At 62.4% G+C, this 17,046-nt stretch carries 17 protein-coding genes, 2 tRNA genes and 1 other RNA gene; 10 read left to right on the forward strand and 10 right to left on the reverse strand.

All coding sequences use genetic code 11. The features are described from left to right. The first annotated feature begins 4 nt into the window (after positions 1-4). On the forward strand, positions 5-910 hold the full coding sequence (locus ACUYMZ_RS12450) for an acyl-CoA thioesterase (RefSeq protein WP_426002962.1): 906 nt from the start codon (positions 5-7) through the stop codon (positions 908-910). A 67-nt stretch (positions 911-977) separates the two neighbouring features. On the opposite strand, the gene ettA is transcribed toward ACUYMZ_RS12450, so the two are convergent. The 3 genes from ettA to ACUYMZ_RS12465 form a co-directional block, all read right to left on the reverse strand. Further along, positions 978-2,660, reverse strand: coding sequence for an energy-dependent translational throttle protein EttA (gene ettA / locus ACUYMZ_RS12455; RefSeq protein WP_426002964.1), 1,683 nt, complete (start codon positions 2,658-2,660; stop codon positions 978-980). Positions 2,661-2,746: 86 nt separating this feature from the next. Then, positions 2,747-3,238, reverse strand: coding sequence for a DUF6993 domain-containing protein (locus tag ACUYMZ_RS12460; protein ID WP_481603627.1), 492 nt, complete (start codon positions 3,236-3,238; stop codon positions 2,747-2,749). A 94-nt stretch (positions 3,239-3,332) separates the two neighbouring features. Continuing rightward, positions 3,333-3,405 (reverse strand) — tRNA-Arg (locus ACUYMZ_RS12465). Positions 3,406-3,601: 196 nt separating this feature from the next. On the opposite strand from ACUYMZ_RS12465, the gene ssb reads away from it, so the two are divergent. Next, on the forward strand, positions 3,602-4,201 hold the full coding sequence (gene ssb / locus ACUYMZ_RS12470; RefSeq protein WP_426002968.1) for a single-stranded DNA-binding protein: 600 nt from the start codon (positions 3,602-3,604) through the stop codon (positions 4,199-4,201). A 57-nt stretch (positions 4,202-4,258) separates the two neighbouring features. Then, positions 4,259-4,972, forward strand: coding sequence for a DNA alkylation repair protein (locus tag ACUYMZ_RS12475; RefSeq protein ID WP_481603629.1), 714 nt, complete (start codon positions 4,259-4,261; stop codon positions 4,970-4,972). Here ACUYMZ_RS12475 and mptB read toward each other — a convergent pair. Continuing rightward, complete coding sequence (gene mptB / locus ACUYMZ_RS12480) at positions 4,965-6,521, reverse strand: polyprenol phosphomannose-dependent alpha 1,6 mannosyltransferase MptB (RefSeq protein ID WP_481603631.1); 1,557 nt, start codon at positions 6,519-6,521, stop codon at positions 4,965-4,967. The two genes, ACUYMZ_RS12475 and mptB, sit on opposite strands and share 8 nt — an antisense overlap. Positions 6,522-6,669: 148 nt before the next feature. On the opposite strand from mptB, the gene orn reads away from it, so the two are divergent. The 4 genes from orn (at position 6,670) to ACUYMZ_RS12500 (ending at position 9,046) form a co-directional block, all read left to right on the forward strand. Then, positions 6,670-7,305 (forward strand): oligoribonuclease, encoded by a 636-nt coding sequence (gene orn / locus ACUYMZ_RS12485; protein WP_442423628.1) that lies wholly within the window; start codon positions 6,670-6,672, stop codon positions 7,303-7,305. A 132-nt stretch (positions 7,306-7,437) separates the two neighbouring features. Beyond that, positions 7,438-7,513 (forward strand) — tRNA-His (locus ACUYMZ_RS12490). A gap of 103 nt (positions 7,514-7,616) precedes the next feature. Next, positions 7,617-8,189 (forward strand): peptide deformylase, encoded by a 573-nt coding sequence (def, locus tag ACUYMZ_RS12495; protein WP_426002972.1) that lies wholly within the window; start codon positions 7,617-7,619, stop codon positions 8,187-8,189. 35 nt (positions 8,190-8,224) lie between these two features. Beyond that, positions 8,225-9,046 carry an acyltransferase domain-containing protein gene (locus ACUYMZ_RS12500; protein WP_481603637.1) on the forward strand — a complete coding sequence of 274 codons (822 nt, stop codon included), beginning with the start codon at positions 8,225-8,227 and terminating at the stop codon, positions 9,044-9,046. On the opposite strand, the gene ACUYMZ_RS12505 is transcribed toward ACUYMZ_RS12500, so the two are convergent. The 4 genes from ACUYMZ_RS12505 to rnpB all read right to left on the reverse strand — a co-directional run bounded on the left by ACUYMZ_RS12505 (position 9,031) and on the right by rnpB (position 12,812). Further along, entirely contained in the window at positions 9,031-9,831 is an 801-nt protein-coding gene (locus tag ACUYMZ_RS12505; RefSeq protein WP_481603639.1) for an HNH endonuclease family protein, read from the reverse strand. The two genes, ACUYMZ_RS12500 and ACUYMZ_RS12505, sit on opposite strands and share 16 nt — an antisense overlap. A gap of 119 nt (positions 9,832-9,950) precedes the next feature. Beyond that, entirely contained in the window at positions 9,951-10,160 is a 210-nt protein-coding gene (locus ACUYMZ_RS12510) for a hypothetical protein (protein WP_426002977.1), read from the reverse strand. A 72-nt stretch (positions 10,161-10,232) separates the two neighbouring features. Then, positions 10,233-11,720 (reverse strand): glyceraldehyde-3-phosphate dehydrogenase, encoded by a 1,488-nt coding sequence (locus ACUYMZ_RS12515; RefSeq protein ID WP_442423626.1) that lies wholly within the window; start codon positions 11,718-11,720, stop codon positions 10,233-10,235. Positions 11,721-12,422: 702 nt separating this feature from the next. Continuing rightward, positions 12,423-12,812, reverse strand: an RNA gene (gene rnpB / locus ACUYMZ_RS12520) — RNase P RNA component class A. 57 nt (positions 12,813-12,869) lie between these two features. On the opposite strand from rnpB, the gene ACUYMZ_RS12525 reads away from it, so the two are divergent. Beyond that, entirely contained in the window at positions 12,870-13,634 is a 765-nt protein-coding gene (locus ACUYMZ_RS12525) for a YaaA family protein (protein ID WP_481603641.1), read from the forward strand. On the opposite strand, the gene ACUYMZ_RS12530 is transcribed toward ACUYMZ_RS12525, so the two are convergent. Further along, on the reverse strand, positions 13,631-14,368 hold the full coding sequence (locus tag ACUYMZ_RS12530) for a zinc ribbon domain-containing protein (RefSeq protein WP_426002980.1): 738 nt from the start codon (positions 14,366-14,368) through the stop codon (positions 13,631-13,633). The two genes, ACUYMZ_RS12525 and ACUYMZ_RS12530, sit on opposite strands and share 4 nt — an antisense overlap. Positions 14,369-14,440: 72 nt before the next feature. Further along, on the reverse strand, positions 14,441-15,352 hold the full coding sequence (locus ACUYMZ_RS12535; RefSeq protein WP_426002982.1) for a Nif3-like dinuclear metal center hexameric protein: 912 nt from the start codon (positions 15,350-15,352) through the stop codon (positions 14,441-14,443). A 135-nt stretch (positions 15,353-15,487) separates the two neighbouring features. On the opposite strand from ACUYMZ_RS12535, the gene msrA reads away from it, so the two are divergent. Further along, positions 15,488-16,012: a peptide-methionine (S)-S-oxide reductase MsrA gene (gene msrA / locus ACUYMZ_RS12540; RefSeq protein WP_481603644.1), complete on the forward strand. Its 525-nt coding sequence runs from the start codon at positions 15,488-15,490 to the stop codon at positions 16,010-16,012. A 65-nt stretch (positions 16,013-16,077) separates the two neighbouring features. Next, complete coding sequence (gene cysK / locus ACUYMZ_RS12545; protein WP_442423623.1) at positions 16,078-17,013, forward strand: cysteine synthase A; 936 nt, start codon at positions 16,078-16,080, stop codon at positions 17,011-17,013. Positions 17,014-17,046: the final 33 nt, after the last annotated feature.

Consider the following 17,046-nt stretch of genomic DNA (forward strand, 5'->3'; position numbering starts at 1 on the left):
AACCATGACTGACACAAACGCCGGCGTCGAGGTGGACACCTCCACCGGCGATCCCATGGAGATACTGATTGGATTGCTGGACCTGGGCGACTTCGATGGAGCCCGGACCAACGAGGACATCTTCCTTGGGCCCTCACAGAAACAACCCCGCCACAGGGTCTTCGGCGGGCAGGTCCTGGCGCAGTCCATGATGGCCGGCATGCGTACCGTGGACAATGACCGCGTGGCGCATTCCATGCACGGCTACTTTCTCCGGCCGGGCGATGCCAACAAGCCCATCACCTTTGGCGTCGAAAGGCTCCGTGACGGCAGGTCGTTCTCTGCACGCCGCGTCCACGCGTACCAGGACGGGGTCCCGATCCTCTCCATGATTGCCTCGTTCCAGGTGGAGGACGAAGGCCTCGACCATCAGGCGGCCATGCCCCAAGGCATCCCGGACCCCGAGTCCCTGCCCAGCACCGCCGAGTTGCTGTCCCATTTTGACCATCCCATGGCCCGGCATATGTCCTCGGAGCGTCCGTTCGATGTCCGGCACGTGGACCCCGCCCTCTACGTCAACCCGCCGCGCGAACACGTTGCGACCAACGCAGTGTGGATGAAGACCATGGGACCCCTGCCGGATGACCCCAACCTTCACCGCGCAGCACTGGCCTTTGCCAGCGACTACACCCTGTTGGAACCCATCCTCCGCAAACACGGGCTGTCCTGGATGACCCCCGGAATGAGCGTGGCCAGCTTGGACCATGCCATGTGGTGGCACCGGCCCGTTCGGGTGGATGAATGGATGCTCTATGTCCAGGAGTCACCCAGCGCACAGGGCGCCCGGGGGCTGGCCACCGGCCGGATCTTCGACCGGGAGGGCCACCACGTGGCAACCGTGGCGCAGGAAGGCATGGTCAGGATTCCCTGACGCAGTTCGCTTGAAACCCGAAAATGGCCGCCCCTTGCGGGGCGGCCATTTTCATCGCTTTTGGTGCTTAGTCGCGGGTCAGGCGGCGGTGCGTGACGCGGTGCGGCTTGGCCGCATCCGGGCCGAGGCGCTCCACCTTGTTTTCCTCGTACGATTCGAAGTTGCCCTCGAACCAGTACCACTTGGAGGGGTTCTCGTCATCGCCCTCGTAAGCCAGGATGTGGGTTGCCACCCGGTCCAGGAACCACCGGTCGTGCGAGACCACAACTGCACAGCCGGGGAAGTCAAGAAGTGCGTTCTCGAGGCTGCTCAGGGTTTCGACATCGAGGTCGTTGGTTGGTTCGTCAAGGAGCAGGAGGTTTCCGCCCTGTTTAAGGGTCAGGGCCAGGTTGAGGCGGTTGCGTTCACCACCGGACAGCACTCCGGCCTTCTTCTGCTGGTCCGGGCCCTTGAACCCGAAGGCAGAGACGTAGGCGCGGGAGGGCATTTCCACCTGGCCGACCTGGATGTGGTCAAGTCCGTCGGACACGACCTCCCACAGCGTCTTGTTCGGGTCGATGCCGCCGCGGGACTGGTCGACGTAGGAGATCTTGACCGAGTCACCGATCTTGAGGTCGCCGCCGTCGAGCGGTTCCATCCCGACGATCGTCTTGAACAGCGTGGACTTGCCCACACCGTTGGGACCGATCACGCCAACGATGCCGTTGCGGGGCAAAGAGAAGGACAGATCCTCGATGAGGACACGGTCGTCAAAGCCCTTCTTGAGATCCTTTGCCTCGATGACCAGGTTGCCCAGGCGGGGTCCCGGCGGGATCTGGATCTCCTCGAAGTCCAGCTTGCGGGTCCGCTCTGCTTCTGCGGCCATTTCCTCGTACCGTGCCAGACGGGCCTTGGACTTGGTCTGGCGGCCCTTGGCGTTGGAACGCACCCACTCGAGTTCCTCGGTGAGGCGCTTGGCAAGCTTGGCGTCCTTCTTGCCCTGGACCTCCAGGCGGGCCTTCTTCTTCTCCAGGTACGTGGAGTAGTTGCCCTCGTACGGGTAGAGGTGGCCACGGTCGACCTCCGCGATCCACTCGGCAACGTGGTCCAGGAAGTAGCGGTCGTGGGTCACGGCAAGGACGGCGCCCGGGTACTTGGAGAGGTGCTGCTCAAGCCAGAGCACGCTTTCGGCATCCAGGTGGTTGGTCGGCTCGTCCAGGAGGAGGAGATCCGGCTTCTGCAGGAGCAGCTTGCACAGTGCCACACGGCGGCGTTCACCACCGGAGAGCACAGTGACATCGGCGTCGGCCGGCGGGCAGCGCAGTGCGTCCATGGCCTGCTCGAGCTGGGAGTCGATGTCCCAGGCGTCGGCCGCGTCGATGGCTTCCTGCAACTTGCCCATTTCTTCGAGCAGGGTGTCGTAATCGGCATCCGGGTTGGCCATCTCCTCGGAGATTTCGTTAAACCGCTGGATCTTGCCGTAGATCTCGCCGACGCCCTCCTGGACGTTGCCGAGGACCGTCTTTTCCTCATTGAGCGGCGGTTCCTGCAAGAGGATGCCCACGGTGTAACCGGGGCTCAGGCGGGCCTCGCCGTTTGAAGGGGTGTCCAGTCCTGCCATGATCTTCAGGATGGTGGACTTGCCGGCACCGTTCGGGCCAACGACGCCGATCTTCGCGCCTGGATAGAACGACATGCTGACATCGTCCAGAATAAGTTTGTCGCCAACGGCCTTTCGGGCCTTGGTCATCGTGTAAATGAATTCCGCCATGCCCTTAAATCTAGTGGCTAGGCGGCTGGAACTCACATTCGGCCACTGCGGCGGGACGGTCGTCGTGCGCTCCGGGTTGCCAGCGGCTACCGCGAGTCGCCGATGAAGCACTTCCCTGTGGAAAGGACCGGCAGGACCGTGACGGTCACGGCTCCATCGCGGATCTGGCCAACGACGCACTCTTCACCGGACAAGGCGGCGGCTTCCATGGCGTCAACATCAAGCCCTGTAGGGGTCCGGCTTGCAGATACCTCGATGGCATCATTGGGCACGCCTGCGGCCGCCAACGCGGTGCGAACGGCCTGCCGGTCCGGTTTCGGGTTGGCGGACACCAGGTCCTTGAGGGTTCTTTCCATCGCCGTGGCGGTTGCTGCCACGTCCGTCGAGGTGCTTTCCAGGGAGCGTGCCGGGACCTCGGCGGTCACCGGGACCTCCGCGGAAGCCGGTGGCTGCACCGCAGGCACGCCGTCCGGGCCTGTGGACGCGCTGCTTTGCACCGTGCCGGAGCACGCTGCCAGCGTCACCGCACCGGCAAGAAGGATGGAAATCAGGGCCGGCTTCTTGGCCCTGCCGCCCATGCTGTGCTTATGCCACACGCGCTTCCCCCAATGTCACTCGGCAATGACTCCTGAAAAGTGATCCCCCGGATCCAGGTGGATCCGGGGGACTCGGCGCCCCAGGAGGGAATCGAACCCCCGACCGGCGGATTAGAAGGCCGCTGCTCTATCCCCTGAGCTACTGGGGCATCCGGTGCCGCAACGGTGTCGCGGCCGCTGGCGCCACAAAGAGTTTACAGTGCAATCGCTCCGTGCCGGGCCACCGCCACCCGTCCTCCACAACGCGCTTTTTACACATACACCATCTGGCCCCTGCCCGGACTATCCGGCGTGCCGGAAGCTGAAATAGCCAGCCGGCACTCGCCTACAAAAGGAAGGACCATCATGAACGACACCATTACACTCCGGGGATTTGTTGCCTCTGACGTCAGGAGCTCCACGACCACCCACGGAACATCCACTGCCTCCTTTCGGCTCGGAACAACTGAACGGAGGTATGACCGGGCGAGCAATTCCTGGGTGGACGGACACACCAACTGGTACACGATCCAGGCGTTCCGGTACCTGGCCGGACACGTGGGGTGCAGCATCAAGAAGGGACAACGCGTCATGGTCACAGGCAGGCTCCGGTTGCGGCAGTGGGAGCATGAGGGCCGCATCTACCACGTGGCGGAGGTAGACGCCGAATCCGTGGGCCATGACCTCATGTGGGGTTCGGCAAACTTCACGCGGATGAACGGCGCTGCAGGACCCGCACAAGGCACACCGTCGGAAACTCCCAGTGGAGCGGCGTCTGACCAACCCAGGGAAGACGTGCCATGGGATGCGGAAAACCCGGACGGCGCAGCTCCGGACGATCAGCACACTGGAGGAAGCAGCCTCCCGCTTGAAGACGAATCCACCGGGAACACGGACCCCGACGACGTACCGGCCGGCCTCATACTGGACACAACCACAGGTGAACTGGTGGACGCCATGGGTTGAGGTGGATGCTGTGGCCACGTGGCAGGTCCCCTGCGGAACGGGTCCTAGAGTGTAGCCATGGACACCGGAAGATTGGTCGAGGACATCCGAACCACCTTGAAGGCCGCCGGGGATGCAGAGCGCGCAAGGGGTGCGCAAGCGTACATGAAGTCGGAAATGCCCTCTTGGGGCGTCCGCGTACCTGACGTTAGAAGAATCACCAAGGCAGCCCTCAAACATCATCCGGTGAAGACTCCTGACGACCTTCGCCAGGCAGTCCTCGAGTTGTGGCGCACAGCCGAAGCAAGGGAAGAACGCTATGCGGCCATCGACCTCACCGGAGCGCGGCTGGTCAGCGGGGATCCGGGAATGGTGCCGGTGTATGAGGAGATCATCAGGACCGGTGCATGGTGGGACTTGGTGGACGGTGTGGCACCCAGGATCTGTGCCCTGCTCCAGGCCAACAAGGAGACCATGACTCCCCTGTTGCTTCAGTGGTCCAAAGACCCGGACATGTGGATCCGGAGGTCCTCCATCACGTCCCAGCTGGCTGCCAAATCTGCTACGGATACGCGCTTGCTGTCTGCAGTCATTGAGCCAAACCTCCAGGACAAGGAGTTCTTCATCCGCAAGGCCATTGGTTGGGCGCTGCGCGAATACAGTAAGACGGATCCCGGCTGGGTGCGGGCATTTGCCGACACCCACATGGCAGCCCTCAGCCCCCTGTCCCGCCGGGAAGCCCTCCGCCTGCTTTCCTCAGGGACCGCGGTTTCGGCCACCAGGCTCAGATAATGGGGCGCAGTCCGGGCTCGTCCCGTTTGCGGAACAGGCTCTTCGTCTTGGGATCCACAAAGATCAAGTAGACAGCGAAGAGGAGCGCGATGATGGCGGCTGCATTGCGCGCCAGCGTGAGGGCCAACCCAAGGTCTTCGCTTTGGAGGTACGGGAAGACGTCCAGCTGGTCCGAGATGGCATAGACCATAAAGAAGGAGACCACGAAGTACACCGCCTTGACCTGCCAGTCGTTTCGAATCCCCGTCACGGCGAACAGGGGTATCAGCCAGACCACATACCAGGACTGGATCATGGGTGCGAGCAGCACGATCGCGGCGAAAGCAAGTGTGAGGCGGCGCATCAGCCTGTCGTGGTCGCCCCTGAAGACCTGCCAGGCGATGGCCGCCACCATCAGCAGCTTGCCGGCATCGTAGACCCACTTGGCCATGCCCCAGCCGTCCAGGCCGAAGACATTGAAAATGGACGCCACAATCAGGCCGATCAACCCGACAGGCGCATACCAGATCCAAACGCTGCCCGGAGCCGAGAGGCCCTTGATCCAGCCAAAGCCGAAGCCGTTGACCAGGCTCATGGCGTAGAGGAGGCCGAATGTGAGGGCAGCAGTGAGGAACCAGTACAGGAACTTGCGGGGCCAGGATGCTCCTTTGCCTGCCCACAAGAGTCCGATGAAGGGCAGGAAGACCACAGTAATCGGCTTCACCGAGATGGAAAGTGTCACCAGGACAATGCCGAGGATGACCCTGCGGGTGGCGCAGTAGTACAGGCCGGCCAAGGCCAGCCCGATCATCAGGGCATCATTATGGACACTGGCGATGAAGTTCGTCAGGAAGAGCGGATTCGCTGCAGTGAGCCACAGCGCCCGGTGCGGGTTCACCCCGTGGAGCTCAGCCAGTTTGGGTACGTAGATGATGCACAGCACCACGCCCGCCAGGGCCACCAGACGAAACAGCATGATGGAAGCCTCGGGGTGCACATTGGTCACCCAGACCACGAATTGCTCGATCCACAGGAAGAACTGCCCGTAGGGAACCGGCGCTTCGGTCCACATCTTGTCTGCACCCAGTTGGAAGTAGTTGGGCAGGGCAGAAATCCCGTTCTCGTAGGGATTCATGCCTTCCACCATCAGCCGGCCCTGGCCGATGTAGGCGTAGACGTCACGACTGAACAGCGGAACCGTGAACATCATGGGCAGACCCCACGCGACCACGGCCTGGAGCGTCGCTTTGCGGGCTTCCAGGCCCCAGACCCGAACACGCTGGCCCAAGCGCAACCAGGCCCGGACCAACAGCATGCCGCCAACGGCAAGCAGGACGATGGAGAGGCCTACCCCGACGCCCTCTGTCCGCATCCAGATAAACAGCGGCAGGCGGCGCAGTTCCGACACCGGCGCAAGCCAGCCCACACCCAGCGACCCGAACACCAGGAACATGGAACCAACGAATCCGGCAATCAGCGGGGACCGGGCGTTGTCCACCTCGGCCGCTGCTGCTTCCGCGGGCGGCGCTTCCAACCCTGCCTTGTGGTCGGCGGGTACAGGCACCGTCATGTGGTTTTATCCAATCGTTGGCCCGAATGCTTCGGGACAGGAATCTGAAGGGCTGGGGGCTTTTTTACAGCAGGTAGAAACGACACTGCCGCGCTCAAAAATCGTACCATCGGAGCACTTGGAACCTGCCGAACGATAGGCTAGGCGCGTGCCTATTACTAATGAACGCATCGTGTGGATCGACTGCGAAATGACCGGCCTTGACCTTAAGAATGACGCCCTCATCGAGGTCGCAGCCCTCGTCACGGATTCAGAACTCAACATCCTCGGCGATGGTGTGGACGTGGTCATCAAGCCCGATGACGCAGCCCTTGAGCAGATGAACGACTTCGTCCGGGATATGCACACCCGGTCAAAGCTCCTCGATGAGCTTCCCCAGGGCAAGACGATGGCGGAGGCCGAGGCGCTCGTGCTGGAGTACATCGAGAAGTGGGTTCCGGATCCCCGCAAGGCACCCCTGGGCGGTAACTCCGTCGGCACGGACCGTATGTTCCTGGCCCGGGACATGCCGAACGTCGTGGAGCACCTGCACTACCGCGTCATTGATGTCAGCACCATCAAGGAACTGTCCCGCCGCTGGTTCCCCCGCGCCTACTTCCAATCACCGGCCAAACACGGCGGCCATCGCGCACTCGGGGACATCAAGGACTCGATCGATGAGCTCCGTTATTACCGGGAAGCCGTTTTTGTCCCGGCCCCCGGACCGGACACGGCTACCGCGCAGCGCATTTCGCAGGGCATCACTGCCACCGCGGCAACCCTCGGGGCTCCGAAACAGATGTGATCTGCACCATTTTCGAAGTTTTTTTCGTCGAAACGGGCAAAAGTGGACATTGCACCCCAAAACAGCAGGTAAGCTATTTGTCGTTGCCTTCACGGAGAGCCAGTCAAACGGACTAGCCGTCACAGGCACATGGTGGGCGTAGCTCAGTTGGCAGAGCGCCTGGTTGTGGTCCAGGAGGTCGCGGGTTCAACCCCCGTCGCTCACCCCACCGGAATTGGCTGATAAGCCGGTTTCCCCAAAGGCCGCACCGGTAATCCGGTGCGGCCTTTGTGTTGTTTGGGCTACTTTCGAACGAATGAGGATGTACTGACATGACAGTCCTGCCGGTCACCATTTGGGGAGAACCCGTACTGCACCGTCGGGCGAGCGAAGTCGAAGTCTTCGATGATGAGCTGCGCAGCTTCATCAATGACATGTTCGAAACCAACGACGCAGCCAACGGCGTCGGCTTGGCAGCGCCCCAGGTGGGCGTCGGCAAGCGCATCTTTGTTTACAAGTACGCCAACGACGACAACGCTCCCGAGCAGGGGGTGCTGGTCAATCCCGTGCTGACCCTGTCCAAAGTATCCGGCGCGATGCCCGATCCGGACGACCACGTGGAAGGCTGCCTGTCCTTTCCCGGCGAGCACTATCCAGTGCAACGCGCCGAGTGGGCCCGGGTACAGGGTTTTGACGGCCACGGCAATCCCGTGGACTTCGAAGCCACGGGCTGGTTCGCCCGTGTCATGCAGCATGAATACGACCACCTTGACGGCAAGCTCTACATCAACCGGCTGGTGGACCGCTACGCCAGGAAGGCGCTGAAGCAGGCCAAGAGAAACGGATGGGGCGTTCCGGGCCTGACGTGGATGCCCGGGGTGGATCCGGATCCGTTCGGTCACTGATCCATGGCGACGAGGATGGGAAGGCCGGGGCAAGCATGACCGATTCGCAGAAAGAGCTCTTCGATCTCCTGGATATCGTCGGGCCTGATGCCACGGAGTGCAGCAAACTCCTGTCCGGGGAACCAAGCACCGGCGTTCTGTGCGCACTCACAACCCTGCGTGAACGCTTGGGAACCTTTCCCCAAGGCGATGCGCCCGGCAGCGGGGCGGACGAGACGGAGTGGATCGAAGCGCTCCTGCGGTTCGCCCCGGAGGTGCACAGGTATCACAGCAGCTTGGGAATCCCCCCTGACATCTCAGCTGCCACCCTGGCGGACCTGGGACTCCAGCTTCGTATCAACCGCAGGGTCCATGGCCGGTTTGGGCTGGATACGTGGGGCTGGATGACCCTTCACATGGCGGGCAACCTGTTCCGGCTTGGCCGGCTGCAGTTCCATCTGGTGCCCCTGCAACGTGACACGGCTGTCGGAGCCTCCGGCTGGGAGTTGGGCGTGCACATTCCCGAAGACGGCAGCCTCTCCCCCGCCTTGGTGGATGCCAGCTTTGCCGAGGCGCGGGCTTTCTTTCCCCGCTACTTTCCCGACAAGCCCGCTCCGGTTGCAACCTGTGATTCCTGGATGCTCGATCCCTATCTGGCCGGGCACCTGCCGGGAAGCAATATCGCCTCCTTCGCACGCCGCTTCACCGTGGATCGTTGCACTGATGCCCCGACGGATGCGGTGTACTTCACGTTCAGGCAACGGGGCCTCGACAACCTCGAACAACTCCCCCGGGACACGTCCCTTCAGCGCGTAGTGCTGGAGCGGATCGACGACGGCGGCACCTGGCAACTGGGGCACGGTCACCTCTGCCTGTGAAGTGTCTGCTGCTCCGGGCAACTGGCCAGCACACGCTTCATGGCGTCTTTTTCGGCCTGCGTAACCCACAATTTGTAGGCCGCCTTTACAGATATCTGCCGGGCAACGTAGTGGCAACGGAAGTTCTTGTTGGGCGGCAGCCATGTGGCGGCATCGCCGGCACCCTTTTTGACATTCTCCGGGCCGTCGGCAGCCACAAGGTTAAGGGGGTCGTTGGCAAGCTGTTGCCGCTCTTGGACGCTCAACCGCCGGGCGCCCTTCTGCCAGGCGTCAGCCAACGCCACAATGTGGTCAATCTGGACCGCAGCACTGGTGTTTTGACCGCGGCGAAACGTCACATGTTCTCCCGTATACGGCTCCTGGAACGCACCACCAGCTACCAGGCAGGAGGAATCAGCGGCGAACTCCACACCGGTCAGGTCCCTGCGCAGGATGTCGTTCCTGGTATCGCAGCCATTCCGGTCGGCATCGAACCAGGCCTGCCCAAAAGCCGCGCGGTCATAATCATTGCCCTGTGCGCGACCCTTTACTTCAAGGCTGTCCAACGCGGCCATGGCACTGCCAGGAGGGATGGTTGCTGCACCCGGCAACGGTTTCATCCATTCCGGGTTGAAGACCGGAGCCTCCCGGGGTCCGCTTACCCATGGGTCCGCAACAGTGAACTGGCCCGTTGTGAAGAACCAGCCAAGGCTCCCGACCATGCCGCCGGCGAGCAGTACGAGGATGGTCCATGCTTGCCGCGAGCGGCGGCGTGCCCGGCGATAGGCAGACCAGGTGATACTCAAAGGGCTCCGTCCTGTCAGTGTGGCGATGTCCTTTGAGACTAGGACAAGGCACTGACAGCCGGAGCCGGTATCCACAGTGTGCAGGAGAAGTCACCCTGCAGATCGGGGCACACCTCGGGTTATTGCTCGCGCATGACCCGCTGGAGGTCTTCGTTGGCTACGGCAAGCAAGCCTCGAAGTTGTTCCACGCGTTCGTCCGTGACGTCCCCGCTGGCGTTAGCCTTGATGGCCTGGTCAAGAAGCTTCTGCGCTTGCTTCTGGTTGGCCTTGGCGACGTCGAGGGCGTGCTCCAGGGTGGTTTCGTGCTCGAGTGTTGATTCATTTTCCATGAACCAATTGTGATCAGGTTTCCCGGCTGAGGCCAGAGACCCAGCCGGGAAACCGATCATGGACTTGCGTGTCTAAGCGTTGACGCCTTCGAGCACGGCGATGGGTGCCACGACGTCGCGGGCCGGGAAGGACGGCGGGTTCACGCCAGCCATCTCTTCCATGACCCGGACAACCTGGCAGGAGTAACCGAACTCGTTGTCGTACCAAACGTAGAGAACCAGGTTCTTGTCGTTGGAAATGGTGGCCAGGCCGTCGACGATGCCCGCCCGACGGGAGCCCACAAAGTCGGTGGAGACGACATCCGGGGAGTCGATGTAATCGATCTGCTTGCGCAGCGATGAGTGCAACGACATCTCACGGAGGTAGTCATTGACTTCCTCGCGGGTGGTGCCGTTCTCAAGATTGAGGTTGAGGATAGCCATGGAAACGTCGGGCGTGGGGACGCGGATGGCATTGCCGGTCAGCTTGCCCTGGAGTTCCGGCAGCGCCTTGGCCACGGCCTTGGCAGCACCGGTCTCGGTGATCACCATGTTCAGCGCCGCGGAACGGCCCCGTCGGTCACCCTTGTGGAAGTTGTCGATCAGGTTTTGGTCGTTGGTGAAGGAGTGGACGGTCTCGACGTGGCCGTGGATGATGCCGAACTTGTCGTTGATCGCCTTCAGGACCGGAGTGATCGCATTGGTCGTGCACGAGGCAGCGGTCACGATCTTGTCGTCATTGGTGATGTCACCCTGGTTGATGCCGTGAACGATGTTCTTCAGCTCGCCCTTGCCCGGCGCTGTCAGGAGAACGCGGGCGACGCCCTTGCTCTGCAGGTGCTGGGACAGGCCGGCAGCGTCACGCCAACGTCCGGTGTTGTCCACCACCAGGGCGTCCTTGATGCCGTATGCAGTGTAATCGACCGTGGCGGGGTTGTCCGAGTAGATGACCTGGATCTGTACACCGTTGGCCGTGATCGTGTTGGCTTCTTCATCCACTCGGATGGTTCCTTCGAAGGATCCGTGTACCGAGTCGCGGCGCAGCAGGCTTGCACGCTTGACGAGGTCATTGTCCGCGCCCTTGCGGACCACGATTGCCCGAAGACGGAGACCATGACCGCCACCGGCCTTTTCGATCAGCAGCCGGGCAAGGAGGCGGCCGATACGGCCGAAACCGTAGAGGACGACATCGGTGCTCGTGCGGTCGTCGGCGCCGCGTTTGCCGACGATTTCCGCGAGTTCGGCGCGAAGGAAGGCATCCAGCGAGGTGCCTTCGCCTTCTGCACGGAACTTCTCCGTGAGCCGTGCAATATCGATCGCTGCCGCGCCAAGGTCAAGCCCGGCAAGGGCATTGAGCAAGGGAGCTGTCTCCTCCAACTGAAGCTCGGTGTTGCTCATCCGGCGCGCAAAGCGGTGGGCCTTGAGGATGTTCATGGTCGACTTGTTGATCAGGCTCCGGCCGTGGATGCTGGTGACCACGTTGTTTTCCCGGTACAGCCGGCCGATAACCGGAATCATCGCCTCAGCGAGAGCCTCCCGGCCCATCCACTTATCAAGACAAGAATCTGACGTCTGGCTCACAGAACTACCTTCCTTGGGTCAACCACATACGTCCTCGTATGCAGATGGCGATGGCCGCCGGGAGTAATCCTGCGGCACAAGCATCACGGGCTTCGGTCTGCCCGGAACGCTGTGAACGATTGCAGAGAAAAACCGCCGGCTGCGAACGCAGGCCAGGCGGCAGAACATCTACGTTCAGTAACCATTCTAGGCTGGGCGGAAGGTAGATGGGCCGTCGCGAAGCGTGAAGTCACTCACACGGCCCTTCAGGCGGACACTCCCGGCACAAGAACGGCTACCCGGCGCCCGGATGGTTTTCCGCCAGGTAAGCCACCCACGCGCGCGGCTGGTGGTCCACGCACGGCTGTTCTGTGGTGTTCCTTCCGCACGTTACGCAGGACACGCGTCCCCGGATCAGGATGTTCTCCATGTCCGGTTCTTCAAAACCCGTGCATTCACACAGCCAGCGCATTGCGCCGCACACGGGGCACGTGGCAGGGAGTTCCTGCGCGCCGTCGTGGGTGGATTGAGATGTTTCGTCGCTGTCTGCAGCTGTACCAAATGGCCCCATGAGGTGCAGGCTATCTGCAACTCAATCGTTTCGATTAACTTGACTTGTAACGTGACAGCTTCTGTCGTATAGGGCCCGACGCCCGACAAAGGCTAACGCAGTATGACAAATACTCAAACCCCCGGATTCGCGGGAGAAACGACCCCTTGTAGTGGATGGGTTGACCGATACGCCGGGTTCTGTCATCCCGTGCCGTTACCGGCACGGGAGTGGCGGCCATCCATCTACGAACGCCGTTGCCGACGCCCTCCAGCGGCCTACCCGGACACTCGGGCGAGCAGCCCTCGAACGTGTCCTGTCTGGCCTTGCTCCGGGTGGGGTTTACCTAGCCTCCCCGGTCACCCGGGGAGCTGGTGGTCTCTTACACCGCCGTTTCACCCTTACCTGCTGCGCCGATGCTGGCATCGGACCGCGCAGGCGGTCTGTTTTCTGTGGCACTGGCCTGCGGGTTGCCCCGAGTGGGCGTTACCCACCACCCTGCTCTGCGGAGCCCGGACGTTCCTCGAGCCACTTGCGTGGCGCGCGACCGCCTGGTCAACCCATCCGCCCTACAGTCTACCGGCGTCAGCCGGCCGTCCTGTCACCGGTAATATCGACGGGTGCTGATTCTCCTCCCGCCTTCCGAAGGCAAGACGCCCGCCGCCCCAGGCCCCGCCGTCGAATGGGAAAGCCTGAGCTTTCCGGAATTGAACCCTTCCCGGGCCAAAGTCCTGGAGGCGCTGGGTACGGTCAGTGCGCATGAGGACGCACTCGCCCTCCTCGGCGTCGGCGCTTCGCTGCGTGAGGACGTCGAGCGCAATACACGGCTGCATGCGGAACCGGCCGCACCGGCGCACCAGGTCTACTCCGGCGTGCTCTATGACGCTCTGGGCTATGACTCAATGACTCCGACGCAGCGCCGCAAGGCGACCGAAACGATCCTGGTCGTCTCCGCCCTCTGGGGTGCCATCGGCTTTGGCGACCACGTGCCTGCCTATCGGCTGTCCATGGGAACGGCACTGCCCGACGTCGGACGCCTCGCCTCTTACTGGAAGCCCCAACTGGGTGCCGCCCTCGCCGGGAGGGCGGAAGGTGAGCTCGTGGTTGACTGCCGTTCGAGCACCTACGCGGCCGCGTGGATGCCGCCGGCTCAGCAGACGGTTGCCGTCAACGTCTTCAGCGAATCAAACGGCAAGCGCACGGTGGTGAGCCACTTCGCCAAGCACACGCGGGGCGAGCTCGCCCGTCACCTTCTGACGCGCAGGGGCAAGGCACCTGCGACGCCGGGTCAGCTCCTCAAAGCCGCCCGTGAAGTGTGGCCGTCAGAGCTTGTTGACGGTACGGCCAGGAAGCCGCATGCCCTCAACATCATTCTGAAGGGCTAGTTCCACTCCGCGGAACGGACCAGGATGCATCCTGAATCCGGGCAGAAGACGATGTCATCTTCGGCAGCAGCCTTCACTTCCGCGAGGTCGCCGGGACTGAGCGTCATCCCGGAACCCTCGGACTTGCCATGGAACAGCCGGGCCGCCCCAACTCCGCGCTTGGCAAGGGTTTTTTCGTAGACGGCCAGCATTGACTGGTCCAGCGATCCGGCGAAGGCCGCCCGTTGCCCGCGGACTGTGGTTTCCTCTGCCGCAATCTCCGCTATGGCCTGGTCGAGTTCGGCGCGGATGCTTCCAAACGAGTTCCGGATGTCGTCCACGATTGCCTGCTGGGCTGCTTCCCGTTCCCGCAGGGTGTCCAGGCGTTCCAGGATTTCGAGTTCAATATCCTCAAGATCCGACCGCCTTTTGGTCAGTGAAGCGATGTCGTTCTGCAGGGCCACCAGGTCCTTGGACAGGCCGGTCCCGCTGTTCAGCCTTGCCTCGTCGCGTTCAATGCGCGTGGCAACCTGCTCCACGTCCGCCTCGGACCGTCGAAGTTCCGCCTCGGCGTCGTGCACGGCAAGTTTTGCGGCACCCAGTTCGCCCTGGGCCACCCGCAGGGCATCTTCGAGGTCCACGATCCGGGGATCGTTTTCCAGCACCTTCCGCCGGCCGGCCAAGGATTTGAGCTTGGCGTCCAGTCCCTGCAGGTCAAGCAATTTCAGTTGTTCTGCCGGTGCTGCTTTCGCCACGCTTACCTCCGCCTGTAGTCGCCGACACTGGGGATCAGGCCGGCGGGCCTTCCGGCCCCTGTCCTGTAGATGCTAGTCGCCGCCGGGAGTAAGGATGAAGTCCCAAGGGTCGCTGTTGGTGGTGCTGACGCGGATCTCGACGTCGTAGCCCTGGTCCGTGAGCACGTTGCCGAGCGCTTCGGCCGCCACGGGGAGCCACAGCCATTCGCTGGCAAAGTGCGAAACGTCAATCAGGTAGGGGCGGCCATTGACCGCCCCCTCCCGGGCCTCCGACGCCGGGTGGTGACGCATGTCCGCGGTCACGTAGACGTCCGCGTTATGGGTCCGCACAGCATCGAAGAGGCTGTCTCCGGCACCGCCGCAGACAGCCACCCTCCGCACCAGGGCGTCCTTGTCCCCGGCCACCCGGACTCCTCCTGCAACAGCGGGCAACATCTCGAAGACCCGGGCCGCGAAGTCACCGAGCGTCTGCAGTTCCGGGAGGTCGCCCACCCTGCCGATTCCTTCTTCCGGAAGTCCGTTCGCAGCGACCGTCAACGGGGTGACGTTTTCCAGCCCGAACGCGTCCGCCAACACATCCGAGACGCCGCCCACGGCGGAGTCGCCGTTGGTGTGGACGGTGAGGAGGCCCGTTCCGCCCTCGATGAGCCGGTGAACCGCAAGGCCCTTGGCCGACGTGGCAGCCACGGAGTTCACACCCCTCAACAGCAGCGGGTGGTGGGTAATGAGCAGTTCTGCACCCCATTCCAACGCTTCATCGATCACGGCCAGTGTGGGGTCGACGGCGAACATGACCTTGGTGACGGGAGTGTTCGGACGCCCCACAACAAGGCCTACTTCGTCCCAGTCCTCTGCGAGGGATTCGGGCCAGAGTTCCTCCACTGCCAGCAGGACCTGGCCCAGGGTCGGTTCGGCATTCGCTTCGATCGTCCCGGCCTCATCGCCGGAGTCCCCGTTGGAAAGGGCGGTGTCTACTGCTTCCATACCTTTATTCTTACCTACTGGACCGATTCGGTCAGGGTCCGACTACGGGCAAAGCACGGCGCGGGCTGATGAGTCCGTCATGGTCCCGTAAGGTGTTGCGGGAATCATCACCCCCTCCGAGCCATTGAAGAGATCATGAAAACTTTCGTACTTGGCGGCGGCTGCTTCTGGTGCCTCGATGCCGTTTACCAGAAGACCCGTGGCGTCAGCTCGGTTGTATCCGGCTACACAGGTGGCCATCTTCCAAATCCCGACTACTACGAGGTGTGCTCCGGTACCACCGGGCACGCCGAGGTGGTTGCCGTGACCTTCGACGAAACAGTGGTTCCGGAAGAAGTCATCCTCGACATGTTCTTCGCCCTGCACGATCCCACCACCTTGAATCGACAGGGCTATGACGTGGGCACCCAGTACCGCTCGTCCATGTTCTACTCGACCACGGAAGAGAAGATCCTGTTCGAGGACGCCATTGAGCGTGCCCAGTCCCTGTGGTCCGATCCGATCGTCACTGAGGTGACGCGGCTGCCCGACTTTTATGAAGCAGAGGAAGTCCACCAGAATTACTACGCAAAGTTCCCCTACCAGGGCTACTGCCAGGTGATTATTAACCCGAAGCTTGCCAAGGCCAGGAAATATTACTCTGCATGGCTTAGTGCTTAGCAGGGTTTCGCCGCCGCTGGTTAGGCTGACCTCAGCATTCCTCTTGAGAGATAGGCAAATATTTCATGGCAAGGATCTACGACGACGTCACACAGCTGATCGGCCGCACCCCGCTGGTCCGCTTGAACCGGCTCTCCGAGGGGCTTGAGGCCACCGTCGCGGTGAAGCTTGAGTTCTACAACCCGGCCAACAGCGTCAAGGACCGCATTGGCGTGGCAATCGTTGATGCTGCAGAAAAGTCCGGTGCCCTGAAACCGGGCGGAACCATCGTTGAAGGTACGTCCGGCAACACCGGAATCGCCCTTGCCCTCGTGGGCGCTGCCCGCGGCTACAAGGTCATCCTGACCATGCCCGAGACCATGTCCACTGAACGCCGCGTCATGCTGCGTGCTTTCGGCGCGGAGATCGTCCTGACCCCCGGTTCCGAAGGCATGCGCGGTGCCGTGGAGAAGGCACAGGAAATCGTCGCCAACACGGAGAACTCGATCTGGGCACAGCAGTTCGCCAACGAGGCCAACCCGGCAATCCACCGTGCAACCACGGCAGAAGAAATCTGGGAAGACACCGACGGCGAGGTAGACATCTTCGTGGCCGGCGTCGGCACTGGTGGAACAGTCACCGGCGTGGGCCAGGTCCTCAAGGAACGCAAGCCCGGCGTCCAGATCGTGGCCGTCGAACCGAAGGACTCCCCGATCCTCAACGGCGGCGCCCCCGGCCCCCACAAGATCCAGGGCATCGGCGCCAACTTCGTGCCCGAAATCCTGGACACCAACGTCTACGACGAAGTCCTGGACGCAACCCTCGAGGACTCCGTCCGCGTGGCCCGCGACCTCGGTGCGCGCGAAGGCATCCTGGGCGGCATCTCCTCCGGTGCGATCGTCTGGGGCGCCCTGGAGCTGGCCAAGCGTCCCGAGAACAAGGGCAAGCTGATTGTGGCTGTGGTGTGTGACTTCGGTGAACGTTACATCTCCACTGTCCTCTTTGATGACATCCGCGGCTAACACTTGGCCCGCAGTCATCCGTTTCCTGTAGAA

This window comes from Arthrobacter sp. T572, assembly GCF_056780115.1.